General features: G+C 39.5%; 15 protein-coding genes. 11 read left to right on the top strand and 4 right to left on the bottom strand.

Annotation, left to right across the window (positions count from 1 at the left end):
• Positions 1 to 88 precede the first annotated feature (88 nt).
• From bla to M1D52_RS14770, 8 genes are all read left to right on the top strand, one after another.
• Positions 89 to 820, top strand: coding sequence for a subclass B1 metallo-beta-lactamase (gene bla, locus M1D52_RS14805; RefSeq protein ID WP_437392887.1), 732 nt, complete (start codon positions 89 to 91; stop codon positions 818 to 820).
• A gap of 150 nt (positions 821 to 970) precedes the next feature.
• Complete coding sequence (locus M1D52_RS14800) at positions 971 to 1,711, top strand: ImuA family protein (protein ID WP_437392886.1); 741 nt, start codon at positions 971 to 973, stop codon at positions 1,709 to 1,711.
• 1 nt (position 1,712) lies between these two features.
• On the top strand, positions 1,713 to 3,215 hold the full coding sequence (locus M1D52_RS14795) for a Y-family DNA polymerase (RefSeq protein ID WP_437392885.1): 1,503 nt from the start codon (positions 1,713 to 1,715) through the stop codon (positions 3,213 to 3,215).
• A 12-nt stretch (positions 3,216 to 3,227) separates the two neighbouring features.
• Positions 3,228 to 6,425, top strand: coding sequence for an error-prone DNA polymerase (locus M1D52_RS14790; protein WP_437392884.1), 3,198 nt, complete (start codon positions 3,228 to 3,230; stop codon positions 6,423 to 6,425).
• A 367-nt stretch (positions 6,426 to 6,792) separates the two neighbouring features.
• A complete protein-coding gene (locus tag M1D52_RS14785) occupies positions 6,793 to 7,032 on the top strand; it encodes a hypothetical protein (RefSeq protein ID WP_130857856.1) in 240 nt (79 codons plus the stop codon).
• A gap of 28 nt (positions 7,033 to 7,060) precedes the next feature.
• A complete protein-coding gene (locus tag M1D52_RS14780; protein ID WP_013666510.1) occupies positions 7,061 to 7,285 on the top strand; it encodes a dodecin family protein in 225 nt (74 codons plus the stop codon).
• 189 nt (positions 7,286 to 7,474) lie between these two features.
• A complete protein-coding gene (locus M1D52_RS14775) occupies positions 7,475 to 9,070 on the top strand; it encodes a BCCT family transporter (protein WP_437360384.1) in 1,596 nt (531 codons plus the stop codon).
• Positions 9,070 to 9,951 (top strand): universal stress protein, encoded by an 882-nt coding sequence (locus M1D52_RS14770; RefSeq protein WP_130857854.1) that lies wholly within the window; start codon positions 9,070 to 9,072, stop codon positions 9,949 to 9,951. The genes M1D52_RS14775 and M1D52_RS14770 overlap by 1 nt, the downstream gene beginning before the upstream one ends.
• 34 nt (positions 9,952 to 9,985) lie before the next feature.
• Here the strand turns inward: M1D52_RS14770 and M1D52_RS14765 are convergent, their stop codons facing one another.
• The gene (locus M1D52_RS14765; protein ID WP_130857853.1) at positions 9,986 to 11,254 is read right to left on the bottom strand and encodes a DUF819 family protein; all 1,269 of its coding nucleotides are present in this window, start codon (positions 11,252 to 11,254) and stop codon (positions 9,986 to 9,988) included.
• Positions 11,255 to 11,272: 18 nt separating this feature from the next.
• Entirely contained in the window at positions 11,273 to 12,283 is a 1,011-nt protein-coding gene (locus tag M1D52_RS14760) for a dipeptide epimerase (RefSeq protein ID WP_437392883.1), read from the bottom strand.
• Positions 12,284 to 12,752: 469 nt separating this feature from the next.
• Here M1D52_RS14760 and M1D52_RS14755 point away from each other — a divergent pair, with 469 nt between their 5' ends.
• Both M1D52_RS14755 and htpG read left to right on the top strand, forming a co-directional pair.
• On the top strand, positions 12,753 to 13,310 hold the full coding sequence (locus tag M1D52_RS14755) for a hypothetical protein (RefSeq protein WP_013666515.1): 558 nt from the start codon (positions 12,753 to 12,755) through the stop codon (positions 13,308 to 13,310).
• Between the two features lie 162 nt (positions 13,311 to 13,472).
• Positions 13,473 to 15,359 (top strand): molecular chaperone HtpG, encoded by a 1,887-nt coding sequence (gene htpG, locus M1D52_RS14750; RefSeq protein ID WP_013666516.1) that lies wholly within the window; start codon positions 13,473 to 13,475, stop codon positions 15,357 to 15,359.
• Positions 15,360 to 15,423: 64 nt separating this feature from the next.
• Here the strand turns inward: htpG and M1D52_RS14745 are convergent, their stop codons facing one another.
• Both M1D52_RS14745 and M1D52_RS14740 read right to left on the bottom strand, forming a co-directional pair.
• Entirely contained in the window at positions 15,424 to 16,872 is a 1,449-nt protein-coding gene (locus tag M1D52_RS14745) for a glyceraldehyde-3-phosphate dehydrogenase (RefSeq protein WP_437360391.1), read from the bottom strand.
• Between the two features lie 211 nt (positions 16,873 to 17,083).
• Entirely contained in the window at positions 17,084 to 17,944 is an 861-nt protein-coding gene (locus M1D52_RS14740; RefSeq protein WP_013666518.1) for a sigma-70 family RNA polymerase sigma factor, read from the bottom strand.
• Between the two features lie 448 nt (positions 17,945 to 18,392).
• Here M1D52_RS14740 and M1D52_RS14735 point away from each other — a divergent pair, with 448 nt between their 5' ends.
• The gene (locus tag M1D52_RS14735) at positions 18,393 to 19,583 is read left to right on the top strand and encodes an acyltransferase family protein (RefSeq protein WP_437360393.1); all 1,191 of its coding nucleotides are present in this window, start codon (positions 18,393 to 18,395) and stop codon (positions 19,581 to 19,583) included.
• Positions 19,584 to 19,587 lie beyond the last annotated feature (4 nt).

The following is a 19,587-nucleotide window of genomic DNA, read 5'->3' as shown; positions in this document are numbered from 1 at the left end:
GCATAATAATCTATCTTTGTTCTCCTGGGCAATACGCTACATGGGGAATTACAGGTGATATTTAACCATTTTACTAATATAAAGCTGCATGAAACACTGTTTTTTTTACGGATTAGCCTTTCTTTTACTTAGCTGCAAATTGAGCGCGCAAACTGACAAAAGTTATGTCTCCGACGACTTTACCATTAAAAAGGTAAAAGATAATGTTTATGAACACACCAGTTATTTGTTAACAGACGATTTTGGGAAAGTGCCCTGCAATGGTATGATTGTTTATGATGGAGGAGAGGCCATTGTTTTTGATACACCAACCAATGATTCTATAGCCGACATTTTGATTGATTGGGTTAAAGATAGTTTGGATTGCACAATAGTAGCAGTTATTCCAACCCATTTTCATGATGATTGCTTAGGCGGTCTGGCGGCCTTTCATAAGAATCGAATTCCTTCTTATGCTAGCAATAAAACAATAGCTTTTGCCAAAGCAAAAAACCTGATCATGCCTCAACATGGTTTTCATAAAAAACTCGAACTAAAAGTAGGTGAAAGAAAAATTATTGCTGAATTCAATGGTGAAGGACATACGAAGGATAATATAATAGGTTATTTCCCAAGTCGAAGAGTTATGTTTGGAGGTTGTTTGATTAAAGAAATGAATGCTTCAAAGGGATATCTGGGAGATTCAAACGTGGAGAGCTGGTCTGAAACGGTTATGAAGATTAAACAAAAATATCCTGAAGTAGAGCTAATCATTCCGGGGCACGGAAAATCGGGAGGTCAGGAATTGCTCGATTATACCATAAATTTATTTAAGCAATAGGACGCGTTCATCTATTTAAGAATCTTTCAACTTTTAGAACAGCCTTTTAGCTGTTGCAATGGACTCGGATTCCAAATAAAATCAAATTTGGTTTTACTAATAATATTAGTAACTTTGCTAAAGTTTTTGGTTTTATGGTTTAGAATCCTGATGCGTACATTATCAAATAGAGCAGCTATTATTGCCCAATTGCAAAAGGATATCCTTCTTTTAGAAGGGTTCAAGCCGGCATTAGACGATTCAGGTTTTCATGCCGGGCTTGAACCCATAAAAGAGGCCTTTCCCAACGCTCGTTTTCCCACGGGAGCGATACATGAGTTCATCAGTATGTCCGATGAGCAGGCTGCCGCAACCAGTGGATTTATATGTGGGATTTTAGGAAAACTTATGCAGCAAAGAGGCCTTTGTGTTTGGATTAGCTCTTCACCAACACTTTTCCCTCCGGCATGTAAACTATTCGACATCCTACCTCATCATCTTATATTTATTCACCTGAAGCGAGAACGTGACATTTTATGGGCGATGGAGGAAGCTTTAAAATGTAACCGACTAATTGCTGTTGTAGCAGAACTACAAGAGATTAATCTTCTGGCCTCCAGGCGTTTGCAACTTGCTGTAGAACAAAGTCAAGTCACAGGGTTTGTTTTTCGTCATAAGCCTAAAAATTTAAATAATACAAGTTGCATTTCCCGATGGAGTATTTCTCCGCTGGCTAGTGGGATGGAGGAGGACGGTATACCGGGAATTGGATTTCCCCGTTGGAAGGTCGAGCTGCTTAAAATACGGAACGGACGACCGGGAAGTTGGCAGATGGAATGGAGCGCTAATTCCTTTAAATTAATAACAAAACCGAAATATTCTGTGCATGAGCGATTATTGAAAAGGGGGTGATATGCAACAACGTTTTGTTTTCATATGGCTTAAGTATTTAAAAACAGATTGGTTTAGCATTCACAAACCCGAATTGAGTGGAAAAGCATTTGTGCTAGCAACGCCTCAACGAGGACGTATGGCTATCACAGCTGTTAATCGTGAGGCGATGACACAGGGAATCAAAGTAGGGATGGTAGTGGCAGACGCAAGAGCTATCTGCCCCACTTTACAAGTGTTGGACGACCGGCCTGATTTATCTGAAAAGTTATTGAAAAGCTTGGGTGAAGGGTGCCTTCGTTACACGCCTGTAGTTGCTATTGATTCACCTGATGGTTTAGTTTTGGATATTAGTGGTTGTGCACATCTATGGGGAGGTGAGAGTACCTATCTCAAAGCCATTAAGATGAGCTTTAAAAAACAGGGTTATCACACACGGATGGCAATGGCAGACACAATAGGTGCGGCATGGGCCATAGCTCATTTTGGTTGGGAAAATGCAATTATACCTCCGGGGGAGCAGAATACAGCTTTGCTTAGGTTACCTCTTTCAGCCCTTCGTTTATCTTCAGATTTGCTTATTCTCCTTCAAAAACTTGGACTACATAAAATTGCCGATATTATCCATTTCCCCTCTGCTTCTTTAAGAAGGCGCTTTGGAAATGAAATAGGCATTCGTCTTGACCAAGCGTTGGGTCATGCATTAGAAAATGTGCAGGCAATACAGCCTATTCAACCTTATCAGGAGCGTTTACCTTGCTTAGAACCCATTATAAACGTTAGAGGGATTGAGATAGCCTTGAAAAAGCTATTGGACGGATTATGTGATCGCTTGGAGCGAGAGGAAAAAGGATTACGTACCGCATGTTTTATGGGATATCGTGTCGATGGTAAAATCGAAGAAATTGAGATAGAAACTAGTGCAGCCTCTCGTCATAGTCAGCATCTTTTTAAGTTGTTTGAACTTAAAATAGCTACAATGGAGCCTGCGCTTGGCATTGAGTTGTTTACTTTGGAAGCTAAAAAAGTAGAACATCTAGTAGCCGAGCAAGAAGTGTTATGGATAGAACGGGCCGGGGTTGGGCATGTAGAAGTGGCAGAGTTACTTGATAAAATAAAGACTAAGTGGGGTGATCATTGCGTAAAGCGTTATATACCGGAAGCGCATTATTGGCCGGAGCGTTCGTTCAAAACAACAAGTTCCTTACAGGAAATGCCAGGGATGGAATGGAGTCTAATACGGCCACGCCCCATCAGAATACTCACTAAACCGGAAAAGATTGAAGTGACTGCCCCCGTTCCTGATTATCCGCCTATGCTTTTTCGCTATCGAGGAAAAGTACATGCTGTTAAAAAGGCTGATGGCCCTGAACGTATCGCTCATGAATGGTGGCTGGAAGACAACGAACATCGGGATTATTATTGTGTTGAAGACGCAGAAGGGCAACGTTATTGGCTCTTTAGGGTTGGACATTATAATGAAGGTAAATTGAACATCTGGTACCTTCATGGTTTCTTCGCTTAAGTGCATAAGCAAATGGCTGATTATACAGAATTACAGGTTACTACAAATTTCAGCTTTTTACGTGGCGCATCGCATCCGGAAGAGCTGATTGAGCAGGCAGCGCTTTATGGTTATAAGACCTTAGCAATTACAGACAGAAATAGTTTGGCAGGTATTGTGCGAGGGCATGTGGCAGCAAAGGCAAAAGGTATACGGATCATTCCGGCTTGTCGGTTGGATTTATTGGATGGTCCGAGCTTATTGGCCTATCCCACCGATATGGTTGCTTACGGCCGTTTGTCAACATTGCTCAGTACAGGCAATTTAAGAGCAGAAAAGGGAGCGTGTCATTTGTATAAAATGGACGTATATGCATTTAAAGAAGGTATAAAATTCGTCATTGTACCGCCTGATACGTTAAATGATGATCTGAATTTTGAACGGCTATTTATACAAAACGTGGAAGAGTACCGTATAAAATTAGGCAAGGATCTTTATTTGGCCATAACCAGAACTTATACAGGTGATGATATGAAAAAAATATATCGCCTTTCTCAACTTGCAAACCGATATGACATTCCCCTGATTGCAACTAATGACGTGTATTATCATAGCCCCGATCGCCGTGAGCTGCAAGATATTTTGACTTGCATACGGGAGAAATGTACTATTTATAACGCAGGATTTCGTTTACACCAGAATGCGGAGCGTCATCTCAAATCCTCGGAAGAAATGGAACGTATTTTTAGGCAATACCCGGATGCTATTTTACGGACTCAGGAAATAGTTGAGGCTTGCCAATTTTCATTGGATACATTAAAATATGTTTATCCGGAAGAAATTACAGAGGAAGGACGTAGCCCACTGGAAGAATTAACCCATCTTGCATGGTTAGGCGCTAAAAAGCGCTATGGTGAAACAATTCCTGACAAGATTAAAAGAAATATAGCGCATGAATTGGGGTTTATTGAAGAGATGAATTATGCTGCTTATTTTTTAACTGTATATGATTTAGTCCGTTATGCGAATGAGCAAGGAATTTTGTGTCAAGGACGTGGTTCAGCTGCTAATTCTACCATTTGTTATTGTTTGGGAATTACGGCAATTAATCCCGAAAAATTCGATTTATTATTCGAACGCTTTATTTCTTCGGCTCGAAATGAGCCTCCGGATATCGATGTCGATTTTGAACATGAACGCAGAGAAGAAATTATACAATATATTTATCGCAAATATGGAAGAGATCGTGCGGCCATTGTCGCTACAGTCACCCAAGTACATGAAAAAGGTGCAATCAGAGACGTTGGTAAGGCCATGGGGCTGTCAGTTGATACCATTAACCGTCTCGCGAAGTCGATTTGGGAATTTACACCTGAATGGTTTGATGAAAGACATATAACCGAATACAGATTTGATGCCAGGGATCCCCATCTTCGAAAAGTTTTACAGCTTACGCAACAATACGTTGGTTTTCCTCGTCAACTTGGGCAGCATACGGGCGGCTTTGTCATTACCCAGGGAAAACTTTCCCACTTATGTCCAATCTTGAATGCCCGTATGGAAGATCGTACTTGCATCGAATGGAATAAGGACGATATAGAAGCGTTGGGTTTTCTTAAGATCGATGTTCTGGCCTTAGGAATGCTTACCTGTATCCGGAAGGCTTTTAATTTAGTTAAGCAGCACAAAGGTATCGATCTTTCATTGGCGAATATTTCAATTGACGAGAAAAATCCTAAAGTCTATGCGATGATCAGTCGTGCGGATACAATTGGTGTATTTCAGATAGAAAGCCGTGCACAACAATCCATGTTGCCACGTCTCAGACCTGAAAATTTCTATGATTTAGTAATAGAGGTGGCGATTGTACGACCGGGTCCTATCCAGGGAGATATGGTACATCCCTTTTTGCGGCGCCGTAGAGAAGAAGAAGCGGTGGAGTATCCTTCTCCGGCGCTTGAAGAAATTTTAAAAAGAACGTTAGGTGTCCCGCTCTTTCAGGAGCAAGCCATGAAAATAGCCATGGTGGCAGCGGGTTTTACGGCGGCAGAGGCCGATGAATTACGTCGCAGTATGGCTACATTCAAGGCTAAGGGAACTGTCACAAATTTTGAAGAAAAGCTGATCCAAGGTATGGTAAGAAACGGATATACCTTGGATTTTGCTAAGCGGATTTTTAAACAATTGGAAGGCTTTGGAAGCTATGGTTTTCCTGAGAGCCATGCCGCCAGTTTTGCCCTGCTTGTCTATGTTTCTGCCTGGATAAAATGTTACCATCCGGAAGTTTTTGCTTGTGCACTGCTTAATAGCATGCCTATGGGGTTTTATCAACCCGCTCAAATTGTAATAGATGCAGAAAGGCATGGCGTTACTGTATTACCGGTTGATGTGAACTATTCTTATTGGGATAATAGCTTAGAGGAAAAAATAGGCGAGTTTCATGCAATGCGGCTCGGTTTCCGTCAGGTGAAAGGTTTGCGGGAGGATGAAGTCGCTGTTCTAATTGACGCTCGGAAAACAACTTATACTTGTATTCACTCTATATGGAAAATTGGTGTGTTGCAGGTAACTTTGGAGAAACTGGCGGATGCTGATGCCTTTCAGTCGCTTGGCTTGGACCGTCGGCAAGCTTTGTGGCAGATATCGCTGCTGCGTCAAAGGCCAAAGGGATTGTTTATAGATCAAGGTCTTGAATACGAATCTAAAGTACAGATTGAATTGCCAAAAATGACCGCAGGCGAGCATGTATTACAAGACTATGCTTCCATGTCTTTGTCTTTAAAAGCGCATCCTGTAAGTTTTGTGAGGGAAAAACTACGCCTGCTTCATGTGTTGCCGGCTCAAGATTTAGCTGAGAGGAATGATGGTGTTACGGTAAAGGTTGCGGGTTTGGTGTTAGTACGGCAACGCCCCGGAACAGCAAGTGGGATCTGCTTTATAACATTGGAAGACGAGACTGGATGCAGCAACCTAGTGGTCTTTCAAAAATTATTTGAGAAATATAGAAAGGAAATCCTCAGAGCTAAATTGCTAATGGTAGAAGGAAAGCTTCAACGCGAGGGCGAGGTGGTACATGTTATTGTAAGACGTTGTTTTGATCTTTCAAGATTTTTGGGTCTACTAACAGCTCATGAAACTAATAAAGAATTGGGCCCCATCCATGATAAAGAAAGTCAAATTCAGAATATTTCACAGAAAAAGATCTTTCCTGAAGGAAGGAATTTTAAATAGAAAAGCCCGGCTTTTGGGGATACCGGACTTTTCATTTTTTAATCAACCTAAACCTACTCTTTTAGAAACAAAGGCTATGCCAAAATTCTTATAGAATGTCATATGTGAACCATCTCGGTAGCCAGCCCCGTCTACTCTAATATCTTACGGTTTATTTTCCAAGGCGATTACAATAGTAAACATTTTATGCTATTTTTAGGACACCTGCAAAAATTTGCCAAATTATAACGTTTTTTACTTGTTGTCCATAATAGCGCGATACCCTTATCCTCAAATTCAAAACATAATAAAAATCCCTAAATCGGTTAAAAGGAAACATATTTGCTCTAATCAATAGTGATGTATTAATGTGTTAATATATAACCGTATGAAACTGCATAGATTTGATCGAAATGCCTTAAAGGAGTGGAGAGATACAGGATATAAGCATGTGCATTTAACTCGGTCAGAAAATGTCGGTTTAACAGAGGGCTCCGAGAAACCTTTTATCTTATTGGAACCTTACTTAGACGACCGCGAAGCAAAGAAGTATGGAAGTGTAGTAGCCCTTACCTCAGCGGAAATAGAACAAATTATCCAAGATGATTCAGGAAAATATTATAAATAGATGTTTAACTATATAAATGGAGTAAGTTATGGCTTTAGTAAAAGTAATAGAAGTGATTGCTTCATCAGAAGTGAGTTTTGATGATGCTATAAAAAATGCAGTGAAAGAAGTCACAAAAACAATAAAAAATGTTGACTCTGTATATGTAAAGGATTTCAAGGTGCATGTGAAGGATGATCAGATAACAACATATGGCGCCGTTTGTAAAGTCTCCTTCAGAATTGACGAGGATAAGAGAAATCAGTCGCAATAAGCATTCATAAAATGGAGGTGTTATGCCAACTATTTGGAAAACTATGTGTAGAAGGGAAACGTCTTCCTTAAAAAATTGTTTACTTCGGTGGACGGTTTTTGTATATAGGAGCAATATGTTCTGATTAGTAACCTTTTTTCTTTGATAAGTTCTTGTTTTTAGTTATACTTCCTGCTGAAGGAATATACTATGGTGAAAAAAAGCATATTGAATTTTAAGATCAATCCGCCGGTTTTTTACTGCACCATCGGGTTCGTGTTCTTAAGCATCTTACTTTGTCTTATTTTTAAAGATTCGGTGGACGAATGGTTCACTAGAACGCAGTATATTATAACGGACAACCTCGGATGGTTTTTTATTATCACGGTGAATACTATTTTAGGTTTCTGTTTGTACTTGGCCTTCAGTAAGTTTGGAAATATAAGACTTGGTGGTGAAGAGGCAGAGCCTGAATTTAGCACGGTTTCATGGTTTGCCATGCTTTTCAGCGCAGGTATGGGAATCGGAATTATGTTCTTTAGTGTTGCTGAACCGGTCTCTCATTTTGCAAACCCTCCCAGGGAAGTATTAGACAGTTCTAGAAAGGCTATACAAGCGATGGAATACACAAGCTTGCACTGGGGTTTGCATGCATGGGCAATCTATTCAATTGTTGGTTTGGCCCTCGCTTTTTTTTCATTCAATCACGGGTTGCCGTTAACGTTTAGATCCTTATTTTATCCCTTTTTAGGCGAAAAAATTCACGGTTGGTGGGGACATGCAATCGATATCTTTTCTGCCATTGCAACTTTGTTCGGCCTTTCTACTTCACTGGGTTTGGGCGTTCAACAAATGAATGCCGGCTTGCATTATTTATTTGATTGGAATATGGCGATATCCACGCAAGGGATACTAATTTTTGTCGTGACATCAATTGCTACATTATCGGTTGTTTCAGGCCTTGACAAAGGGGTTAAACTCTTGAGTAATGGAAATATGGTTCTCGCTTTTTTACTTATGTTGCTCATTTTTTGTTTAGGACCAACTTTATCTATACTGAAGAGCTTTGTTCAAAATGTAGGTACTTATTTGGCAAATCTCGTGGAGATAAGTACTTGGAATGACGCTTATCAGGAAAGTGGATGGCAAAATAAATGGACAGTTTTCTACTGGGCGTGGTGGATTGCCTGGTCGCCATTCGTCGGAAGTTTTATAGCGCGTATATCAAAAGGACGTACGATTAAGGAGTTCGTTTTAGGTGTTTTACTAATCCCCGCGTTATTAACACTTTTATGGATGACTATCTTTGGAGGTACCGCACTTCATATGATCTTGCATGGAGACCTATCCATGATAACGGCCGTAAATGATAATATTTCAACAGCCCTATTTGTTTTTCTGCAAAAAATACCGTTAACGGCTATTTTGTCAACTATTGCTGTTTGTTTAGTTGCTTTTTTCTTTATTACTTCCTCAGACTCGGGGTCCTTAGTTGTAGATAATATAACATCTGGAGGAAAGGAGCATACACCAGCTTTGCAAAGAGTGTTTTGGGCCTTCTTGCAAGGAGGTATCGCTATTGTACTACTCTGGGGTGGAGGATTGAATGCCTTACAAACTGCGGTAATCATAGCAGGGTTGCCTTTCGCTATGATTATTTTGTTGATGTGTTATAGTTTACTTAAAGGCTTAAGTGAAGCGCATAGAAAACAGTTGAAAAAACAAAGATTGCATCAAGAAAAAAGCTATAAGGAAATTGTACAGGGATTGTTGGACAGCAACGATCCAATTCATGATAGAGAATAATGATAACAAAAGACAATAACAATGTGTTGATCGCAATGGATATGTCGGAGATGGACCAAGTGCTCGTCAATTATCTCTACGGCCTTTTGGATGTGTTATCTATAAATAAGTTATTTTTTTTACATAATATCCGTCTTCGTGAATTACCGAGCGAATTTAAACACCCATCTACTTTGTCCAAAATAAAGGAGCGCGTAAAGGAGCGAATAAAGCGTCAGTTGAAAGATGTAAGGCTAGCTTCAATTAGCCATGAGATACGTGTAGAAACTGCGGAGTTCAGTGAAAATGCTTTTGACCAAATAGCTAAACATGAGCGGATCGATTTGGTGATTTTAGGAAACAAGCAACATTTAGAGGGAAGTGGGGCACTTTCACAAAAACTCACACGGTTATTATCTAGCGATATTCTTTTAGTTCCAGAGACCGTATTTATTCAACCAAAGCGTATTTTGGGTACAATCGATTTCTCGAAATATAGTAATAGAGTTTATACCTTAGGAGAGGCATTTAGTAAAGGAATACCGGACGGTCGGTTTTCCTGTATTCACGTAGCAAAAGCGCCCGTTCACTTTTTCCTTGGATTGAATCAATCCGAAATTAATAGGCTCTTGCAAGAAGAAACCGAAGCGAAAAAGTCAAAATGGTTAAGGCAGTATCAGATAGAAGGCAAGATAGAGACTGTGCGGGCAGATGGCAAACACATAGCTTCAGCCATCCTTGCCCACGCTCAAAACTACAAGATGGATATGATAATTATGGGTGTAAAAGGAAGTTCAAGCCTGACCAATCTTTTTGTTGGCGGCGTTACAAATGAAATCTTTCATCATGAAACAAATGCCGCTATTTTAATCTTAAAAGATTATAAAGTCGAACAGAACTAACATTGGTGTATTTCAGAACGCATGCCACGTTTGGTTAGGATATTGAATTTGAGATCGCCTGGAGTATAATTCCGCATATATAGGCTCCATAAGTTCCGACCGCATAGCCTAAAACCGCTAATAAAACACCTACCGGAGTCAAATAGCGACTAAAAGCCGCAGCGACAATGGGGGCGGATGCGGCACCACCAATATTGGCCTGGCTTCCTACGGCTACAAAAAAGAAAGGAGCACGGATAAGACGAGCAACCAGCAACATAATGGTGATGTGACTCAAAATCCAGATAACTCCAACTAGAAAAAACTTTGGGTTATCAAGCAGTGCTTTTAAGTCCATGCTCATTCCGATAGTAGCAACTAGAATATATAGAAATAGCGAAGCGATGTTGGAAGCACCATCCTGTTCTAATTTACGTGCTTTTGTAAAAGATAAACCCATACCGAAGGTAGTAGCGATAATTACGAGCCAAAAAAAGCTGCTGGTTAGCGAATATTGAGCAGTTTGTGGATAATGGACTTCAAACCATGGAGCAATATAATCGGCAAATAAATGGGAAAGGCCGGTGGCACCGAAGGCTACTCCTAATACGATGATCCAACTTGATATCCCCGAAGATGAGTTTGGTTGGCTAGCGTGTAACTCTTCCATTTTTTCTTCTAAATCGGTGATGGCTGAGTTATCGGCCCGTAGCCAGCGATCGATCTTTTCTTTCTTTTGAGCACCATATAACAATAGCCCCATCCAAATATTGGCCACCAGTACATCTACAGCGATCATTTGTGCAAAAAGAGTCTTGCTGGCCCCGAAAACTTCAAGCATAGCTGCTTGATTGGCACCGCCACCTATCCAGCTGCCGGCAATAGTAGCTAAACCGCGCCAGGTTTCTTCTTCTCCGAAATGTAATATGTCCGGAAAAATAAATCCCACTACCATGAAGGCTAATGGGCCGCCTAGCATAACGCCCAAAGTGCCGGCAAAAAACATAATAACCGCTTTGGAGCCTAAGCGTTTGAGACCTTTTATGTCGATGCCAATGGTAAATAAAACTAAACTGGCTGGCAGTAAATAACGAGATGCAACACTATATAAAGCAGACTTTTCTCCTGAAATTAAATTAAATGTATTGAATAAAGCAGGAACAAAATAGCATAGTAGCACTGTGGGTATAATACTATAAAAGCGTTTCCAAAAAGGTGCTTGTAGTTTTGAAGTGTAAAAAACCAAAGCCAATACAGTCATTAATAGACCAAATACGACGGCATCGTTTGTTATTAAGGGGCTTGTACTCTGTGTTGTTTCCATCAATGGGAATAAGCTTTACTAGTTTTCAATATATGGTTCTATGGTGTCCCATGCCGGACTTTTTAATCCTAAACCTGGACTATTATCAACCTGGATTTCTCCATTAATGCATGGAAAAGCAACAAATGGATCGTTCGTGACACCTAAATTTCCGTCAAGATCAATAAATTCAGCCAAACTTCCTAATTGTGCGCCGGCAGCGGTTGCACATGATGTTTCAGACATGCAGCCAATCATCGTACGAAGCCCCTTTTTCCTAGCGGTTGTTAACATAGTATACGCCTCCCGGATTCCGGCCGATTTCATGAGTTTTACATTTACACCATGGTAAAATAACTCAGCATTGTCTATGTCCTTTAAGCGCTGAATCCCCTCGTCTCCAATAATTGGTAGGGCGCTTCGTCCTTTTAGCCATTCCATTGCGTCAAAGTTATTTTTAGGCATGGGTTGCTCCACAAAGATGACGCCCTGCGTACTCAACCAGTCAATTAATTTGGCCGCTTCTTCTTTATTTGCCCATCCCTGATTTGCGTCAATATATAAAGGTTTATCGGTTACATTTCGTATGGCTCGGATAATTGCTTGGTCGTCAGTTGTGCCTAGTTTGATTTTTAAATAATGAAAATCTTCCGCCTCGGTAACTCGCCTCGCCATAATTTCAGGGGTTTCAATACTAATTGTCTTTGCCGTATGGAGCTTACTGTTGGATAACCCGTATAATTCATGAATGGACTTACCTGTTATTTTTCCCCACAAGTCATGCAACGCCATATCCAATGCTGCCTTAACGGCAGGATTGCCTGTTTGCCTATTGTCTATATAGGATAAAATCGGGTCGATTGGTAAGGGAGAGCGAAATTGCGTCAATTCCAGCCGTTCTATGAAAGAAGTGGCGGTGTCGAAATTTTCACCGTAACGGGGAGGCATGGATGCTTCTCCGAAACCATCTATGCCATTATAGGAAATTTTGACAAGCATAATCGGAGTTCCTGTCCGGATGTTATCCGCAATTCGGAAAGGATATTCCATTTTTAAAAAATAGGGTTTGTAAGCTAGTTGGAGCATTTTTACAGTGAAAATACAGAGTTTAGTGAGTGTCTTTTGTGTTTTTTTAAGTCAAGATTGCTTGATTTGTTTTTTATTTAGGATTGCGTATAAATATCGATATTTTTTTGGAAAAAAACAGCTTATGTTATCAAGAGAAATTTCGCTTTATTTTGAGTTTTCTTCGATTTGTGCGCTTGCGGCTCGTTTCGTGAGTAATCATTATGAAATACGCATTTGTTTTGAACGGAAATTCAAAACAAATGAGGTGTTTTCTTATAAATTACTTGAAGTGAAAAATTCAACAAACAGAACATAATTTTGATTCTAATTGGATTTTAATGTTTTAAATAGGTTTTTGGTGTAAAAATTGCTATATTTGATAAGTAGTGGCAGGGTGGGAGCTGCCCTATGTAAGATACAGAAACATTTGATAACGCTAAATTAAATTGAGATGGTAAATTTTGTTATGCTCTTATTTGCAGGGCTTTTTGCCGATGTGAAAGGACAAGAAAATACCGGGGGATTCATAACCGATCAAAATGGAAAGTACGTCGTTTATCATCAAGAGAAAGCAATAAAACTTGACGATAAGCAGGATTTTCAATCGTATGTTAGTGAATTTTTTGACAAGAAAGCAGTAAAGTTGAACGCAGAGGGTCAGGAACGTGTAACGGTGGAAGGCAAAACGGCTTTAAAGAGACATGCTACAATTGGAAACTATGTGGCAGGAGCGGTAAATTATAAGCTGGTTTTTGAGAAAACAGGGGATGGCTATCGGTATTGGTTTACCGATTTATCTTACCAACCCTATATCAAAGATCGTTATGGCAAAGTGGTTCCTGCCAAAGTGAAGCCAATTCCGTTAGAGAAAGATATGACAGACATTAATCAGGGAAGCTGGAACAAACAACGTGAATATGCTTATCAAACCATAAGCACATTAGCTGAGAATTTTAATAAACATTTAAATCGGATTGATCAGCCTACCGTTGTGAATATTCCGCAGTAGCAGCAAGTATTATATTTTCAAATAATTGAAAAGCCAGATTCAGCGTACGAATCTGGCTTTTTTGTCAGTATAGACTGTCATACTGACCGTGTATGCTTTTTGGAACATTGCTTGTTGATGACTTTTCGTTCACCATTCAGAAATTATTAATTCAGATATATTATGCAAGAAAAAGGAAACATCTCAATTCATACCGAGAATATATTTCCGGTGATTAAGAAGTTTTTATACTCCGATAATGAAATATTTTTGCGGGAGCTGGTGTCAAATGCTGTTGATGCTACACAAAAATTGAAAAGATTGGCTTCTTTGGGCCAATATGCCGGCGAAGTAGGCGATACGACGATCGAAATTTCATTTGACGAAACGGCGAAAACGATTACGATTTCTGATAAGGGAATCGGTATGACAGCCGAAGAGGTGAAGAAATATATTAATCAGATCGCCTTCTCAGGTGCTACCGAATTCATGGAAAAGTTCAAGGAGGCTAAGGATGCTAATGAAATTATAGGTCGCTTTGGTCTTGGCTTTTATTCAGCCTTTATGGTGGCTGATAAAGTAGAAATTCAGACCCTTTCATATCAGGATGGCGCACAGGCTGCTAAATGGGTCTGTGATGGTAGTACTTCTTATGAAATTAGCGAGGGCGAAAGAACGACCCGCGGCACTGACGTAATCTTATATATTAATAAGGAATCTGAAGAGTTTTTAAACAAGGCGAAGCTAGACGGCATTTTAAATAAGTATTGTAGATTTTTACCGGTTGCCATCAAATTCGGAACAAAAACAACGTCGGAACCGGACGGTGAGGACGAAGAGGGCAAACCGAAATATAAATCTGTTGAAGTTGATAATATTATCAATAACACAAATCCGGCGTGGACTAAAGCCCCTTCTGAGTTAAAGGATGAAGATTACCTAAATTTCTATCGCGAACTATATCCATTCTCCGAAGAGCCTTTATTTTGGATTCATCTTAATGTAGACTATCCTTTTAATCTTACCGGAATCTTGTATTTTCCAAAGATTAAGAACGATTTCGACTTACAGCGAAATAAAATCAAATTATTTTCGCGTCAAGTCTTTATCACGGATGAGGTGAAAGATATCGTTCCTGAATTTTTAATGCTTTTGCACGGTGTTATTGATTCGCCTGATATCCCACTGAATGTTTCGCGAAGTTTCTTACAGGCTGATAGTAATGTAAAGCGTATCAGTAATTACATCACCAAGAAGGTTGCTGATAAACTGAGCGAATTATTTAAGACTGACCGCAAGGGCTTTGAGGAAAAATGGAAAGATATTGGCCTTTTCGTAAAATATGGTATGGTTAGCGAAGATAAATTTGCGGAGAAGGCTAATGATTTTGCATTGGTTCAAAATGTAGACAAGGAATTCTATACCTTAAAGGAATATGCCGAAAAGGTAAAGGATATTCAAAAGGATAAAAATGATCAGGTAATTTACTTGTATGCAAATGATGCCGCTAAACAAGATAGTTTTATTTCAGGAGCTAAAACGAAAGGCTATGACGTATTACTATTGGATTCTCCGATCGATGGACACTTTGTAAGTTATTTGGAGCAAAAAACAGAAAAAACACAGTTAAAACGCGTCGACTCAGATGTATTGGATAAACTAATCCAGAAGGATGAAACAAAAGAACTCGCCTTAAGTGAAGAAGAAAGCACAACGGTCAAAAGTCTTTTTGAAAAAGCAATTAAGAAAGATAACATGCAGGTTGAGGTTACTGCCCTAAGCGCCGATGAGATGCCTGTAACGGTTACGATGGATGAATTTATGCGAAGAATGAAGGATATGGCACAGAATGGCGGCGGTATGAGCTTCTATGGCAATTTACCTGACAACTATAAGGTTTCGGTTAACGGTAATCATCCGCTAATCAAGCGCATTTTAACGTCTTCAAACGACGAAGAGAAGGAGAATTTGGCAAAACAAGCTTTTGATTTAGCACTATTATCTAATGGTTTGTTGACAGGGCCTGAATTGACAAATTTTGTTAAAAGAAGCGTGAGTTTAATTGATTAGCTTGACAGTCTTATTTAAATACTAGGAAGGGCGCCGGTAAAATGGCGCCTTTTTTATGTTGAAATTAATAATAAGTTAAACGAACTACCTCTGCAATTTTTTTTGCTAATCGGATAACTTGTCTGCAATATCCATATTCGTTGTCGTACCAAACATAGATGACCAACGTTTTGCCATCGTCCGAAACGATAGTAGCCGGACCATCAATAACACAGGTGTGGTTATTTCCTATGACATCACTACTTACCTGCTCTCTCGATATGGAATAATCAACTTGCTCCGATAAAGGACCAAATAAAGCTTCCGTTTTTAAGATGCTTTCAATCGTTTCTTTTACCACACTTTTTGATAACTGTAAATGTAAGATGGCCAAAGAGCCGCTTGGTACAGGTACGCGAACCGCATTGCCGGTCAGCTTTCCGTTCAGCGTTGGAATTACTTTGGAAATCGCTTTCGCAGATCCTGTTTCTGTAATTACCAGGTTGCTAGCTGCAGCTCGTCCGCGTCGTTCTTTCTTATGGAAATTGTCCAAGAGGTTTTGATCGTTTGTGTAGGCATGAATCGTTTCAATATGTGCCTTTTTGATCATGAAATGCTTGTTTATCATGAGCAGGACCGGCGCAACAGCATTTGTGGTGCAGGAAGCGCATGAAAAAACGCTTTCTTTTTTAAAGTCAATTTGGTGCTCATTGATGCCGGCAACGATATTCGGTATGTCGTCTTTCCCCGGCGCTGTCAAGAGCACTTTGGAAACCCCTTTGGCACGGAGATGTTTTTCAAGCCCTTTCCGGTCCCGAAAAGCGCCTGTATTATCGATTAATAATGCATTATCGATTCCATATTGCGTGTAATCAATGGTTTCCGGTTCGGTGCCGGTAATCAGTTGAATAAATTGGCCGTTGATGATTAGGGCTTTTTTTTCGCGATTAATACTGACAGTTCCTTTAAAATCTTTATAAATGGAGTCGTATTTAAACAAATCAGCCCTTTTCTGCAAATCGCCATCTTGAAGGCCGCGTACAACGATTGCGCGAAGACGTAGTTGTTCGCCCTTCCCGGTTTGTGATATGATCTCTCTGGCTAACACCCGACCTATCCGTCCGAAGCCAAATAAAATCACGTCTTTTGGTGTTAGTTTTGCTTTATTTGAACCTATGTGCTTTGCCAGTTCCTTGGTAATGAAATCGTGTATGGAAGTGTATCGTTGATGTTGTTCGATCCACTTAAGCGTCAATATACCCAAATCGATTCGACTAGGAGCCAAATTGCTCGTTTTAATGGCCTTTGCGAGCTCTAATGTCTCATAAACGGAAATGTCTTTTTCTGTTATGTCGCGCGCGTATTGATGAATCGCAAGCGCTTCACTGCTTCCAATGTCGAATAATGGCCTTCTAAAAAGCATGAGTTCAATAGAACGTTCAAACGAAAGTTGTCCTACAGTAGTGATTAGCTGTAAAGCTGCTTTTTCTTTTTCAATCCAATTTTGAAATTCCGTTTGGTTTTGATTTGTCATTTTGAAATTTAATAAGGTTTATTTTTGACAAATCTATAAATTATTATGATTTACATTCATTGTTTTTGTCAATTTTGTAAATATTGTCGGGTAGGCGGAATTAATTTTACGTAAGACCGGAGGTATGATCTTTGAACATCTTTCAATTGTAAACAAAAAAAGCAGCCAAAACGGCTGCTTTTCATATTTTTTACGAATTAAATTGAAGTACTTATCCTAGATAAGACTTCAATATTTTACTCCGTGAGGTATGGCGTAAACGTTGTAAGGCTTTATCTTTTATTTGTCTTACGCGTTCTCTTGTAAGGTTAAAGGTCTCACCAATTTCCTCAAGAGAAAGTGGATGATTGGATCCTAAGCCAAAGAATAACACGATGATTTCGCGCTCACGTTCCGTTAAGGTTGCTAATGAGCGTTTGATTTCCTCAGAAAGTGATTCGTCTATCAAATTGCTGTCTGTATTTGGATCATGATTCTCCAATACATCCAATAAAGTGTTTTCTTCTCCCTGAACAAAAGGTGCGTCCATGGACACATGGCGACCGGAATTGCTTAAGGTATCAGAGATTTTGTCCACCGTAGTTTCTAAAATATCCGCTAACTCTTCAGGTGAAGGCTCGCGTTCATATTCTTGTTCGAGGCGCGAAAAGGCCTTGCTGATTTTACTTAATGAACCTACCTGATTTAACGGTAAACGAACGATACGTGATTGCTCTGCAATTGCTTGTAAGATAGACTGACGGATCCACCAAACAGCGTAAGAAATAAATTTAAAACCTTTGGTTTCATCAAAGCGTTTAGCTGCCTTAATCAATCCTAAGTTTCCTTCGTTGATAAGATCTCCAAGTGTTAGTCCCTGATTTTGGTATTGTTTAGCTACCGAAACCACGAAACGTAAATTGGTCTTAGTTAAACGCTCTAAAGCAGCTTGATCGCCCTCCCTGATTTTTTGGGCAAGTATTACTTCTTCTTCTGCTGTAATTAGGTCAACTTTACCAATTTCATGCAAATACTTATCTAACGATTGCGATTCACGGTTAGTAATCGACTGGGTTATTTTGAGCTGTCTCATTAATTATTTATATGCCCCTTTCTTTAATAAAGTGTGCAAAAGTACAAAAATTATTTTTCTTATTAACGAATGAAAAGCAAAAAAGTTGTCTGATTTTTAGGGTTTTATCCAGTTTTTTTTGCAGTATTTCTATAGCAAAAAACGAGCCAAATCAAACGTCTGGCAGTCTTTGTCACGAAGGTTAAGAGCGCTGCTTAGATATTATGAATCAGCTGTGACAAAATAGCTTTTAATTAACTAAGTCGTTACATAAATCATAGCGCTCATGCCGTCGAAGGCGAAAAATTATTATATGCATCTGCTCGATCGTAAATAGCAAGTAGTGTTGTTTTTGCCTGCGTTTTTATGCTTGTTTTTATAATAATATTGCATATTCGATTACTTATCTGTATTTTTATTTCGCATGTAATTGTCTCCATATTGTATAGCCTGAACAAACTCAAATTAAATGAACCAACGCTACTATTCGCTGGATGTTTTTAGAGGAGCAACGGTCGCCCTCATGATTCTTGTTAATAACCCCGGAAGTTGGAGCTACGCTTTTTCGCCCTTAAAACACGCACCTTGGCATGGTTGTACACCAACAGACCTGGTATTTCCTTTTTTTTTATTCGCAGTAGGTAATGCGATGTCTTTTGTGATCCCAAGGTTACGAACGCAGGCAGGCAAGGTGTTTTGGAAAAAGGTATTAAAGCGAACCATTCTTATTTTTCTAATAGGTCTTTTACTTAATTGGTATCCTTTTGTACAGTGGAGTAACGACACTCTTTTGTTTAAATATTGGATAAACCCGATAAAATCCGATAGTGGTATACGAATACTAGGTGTATTGCAGCGAATAGCACTTTGCTATTGCTTCGCATCTATCTTAGTGTATTTCTTTAAAACTAAAACAGTCGTTCTCATAAGTATTTTTATACTGCTTTCTTATTGGTTGATATGTATACTTTTGGGCGATTCCGACCCTTATAGTTTGCAGGGCTGGTTTGGTACAAAAATCGATGTGTCTATATTGCAGATTGCTCATATGTACAAAGGGGAGGGCGTTCCGTTTGAGCCCGAAGGTATTGCCAGCACGTTTACGGCGGTTATCCAGGTTGTTATCGGATTTTTAGTGGGACAATATATACAAACCGGCACGAAAGCCATTGAAGAACCAATGCCTATCTATCGTACAGTCAGCACCTTGATGGTTACGGCTGCCTTGTTAACACTTGGAGGAATGACATGGGGATTGGCTTTCCCTATTAATAAAAAAATATGGACGAGTTCCTATGTTCTTTATAGTAGCGGATTGGCGATTACAGCTTTGGGCGTATTAATCTGGTTTGTAGAAATTAAAGGGCATAAAAATTTCGTTACGAAATTCTTTGATGTGTTTGGCAAAAATCCATTGTTCATTTTTGTAATGAGTGCGCTAATACCTAAAACACTGTCGTTAATGCGAATTGAAAATGGGTTTGACGAAACAGGTAATCCCATTTATACCTCACCATTACGGTGGTTTTATACAGAAATTTGCGCGAAATTTCCCGGGCCTCCGGAGATTGGATCTTTTGTGTATGCTATTTGTTTTCTTTCCTTACTATGGGCTGTTTGTTACGTGATGGACAAGAAAGGAATTTATGTGAAGGTATAGCGTA

The sequence above is a fragment of the Olivibacter sp. SA151 genome (assembly GCF_054130995.1).
Note: the sequence above shows the minus strand (reverse complement) of the source record. Positions and strands in the feature narration are given on the sequence as shown.

Coding starts and splice junctions, on each gene's coding strand:
- bla (WP_437392887.1), top strand. CDS start 89: ATGAAACACTGTTTTTTTTACGGATTAGCCTTTCTTTTACTTAGCTGC.
- M1D52_RS14800 (WP_437392886.1), top strand. CDS start 971: ATGCGTACATTATCAAATAGAGCAGCTATTATTGCCCAATTGCAAAAG.
- M1D52_RS14795 (WP_437392885.1), top strand. CDS start 1,713: ATGCAACAACGTTTTGTTTTCATATGGCTTAAGTATTTAAAAACAGAT.
- M1D52_RS14790 (WP_437392884.1), top strand. CDS start 3,228: ATGGCTGATTATACAGAATTACAGGTTACTACAAATTTCAGCTTTTTA.
- M1D52_RS14785 (WP_130857856.1), top strand. CDS start 6,793: ATGAAACTGCATAGATTTGATCGAAATGCCTTAAAGGAGTGGAGAGAT.
- M1D52_RS14780 (WP_013666510.1), top strand. CDS start 7,061: ATGGCTTTAGTAAAAGTAATAGAAGTGATTGCTTCATCAGAAGTGAGT.
- M1D52_RS14775 (WP_437360384.1), top strand. CDS start 7,475: ATGGTGAAAAAAAGCATATTGAATTTTAAGATCAATCCGCCGGTTTTT.
- M1D52_RS14770 (WP_130857854.1), top strand. CDS start 9,070: ATGATAACAAAAGACAATAACAATGTGTTGATCGCAATGGATATGTCG.
- M1D52_RS14765 (WP_130857853.1), bottom strand. CDS start 11,254: ATGGAAACAACACAGAGTACAAGCCCCTTAATAACAAACGATGCCGTC.
- M1D52_RS14760 (WP_437392883.1), bottom strand. CDS start 12,283: ATGGAATATCCTTTCCGAATTGCGGATAACATCCGGACAGGAACTCCG.
- M1D52_RS14755 (WP_013666515.1), top strand. CDS start 12,753: ATGGTAAATTTTGTTATGCTCTTATTTGCAGGGCTTTTTGCCGATGTG.
- htpG (WP_013666516.1), top strand. CDS start 13,473: ATGCAAGAAAAAGGAAACATCTCAATTCATACCGAGAATATATTTCCG.
- M1D52_RS14745 (WP_437360391.1), bottom strand. CDS start 16,872: ATGACAAATCAAAACCAAACGGAATTTCAAAATTGGATTGAAAAAGAA.
- M1D52_RS14740 (WP_013666518.1), bottom strand. CDS start 17,944: ATGAGACAGCTCAAAATAACCCAGTCGATTACTAACCGTGAATCGCAA.
- M1D52_RS14735 (WP_437360393.1), top strand. CDS start 18,393: ATGAACCAACGCTACTATTCGCTGGATGTTTTTAGAGGAGCAACGGTC.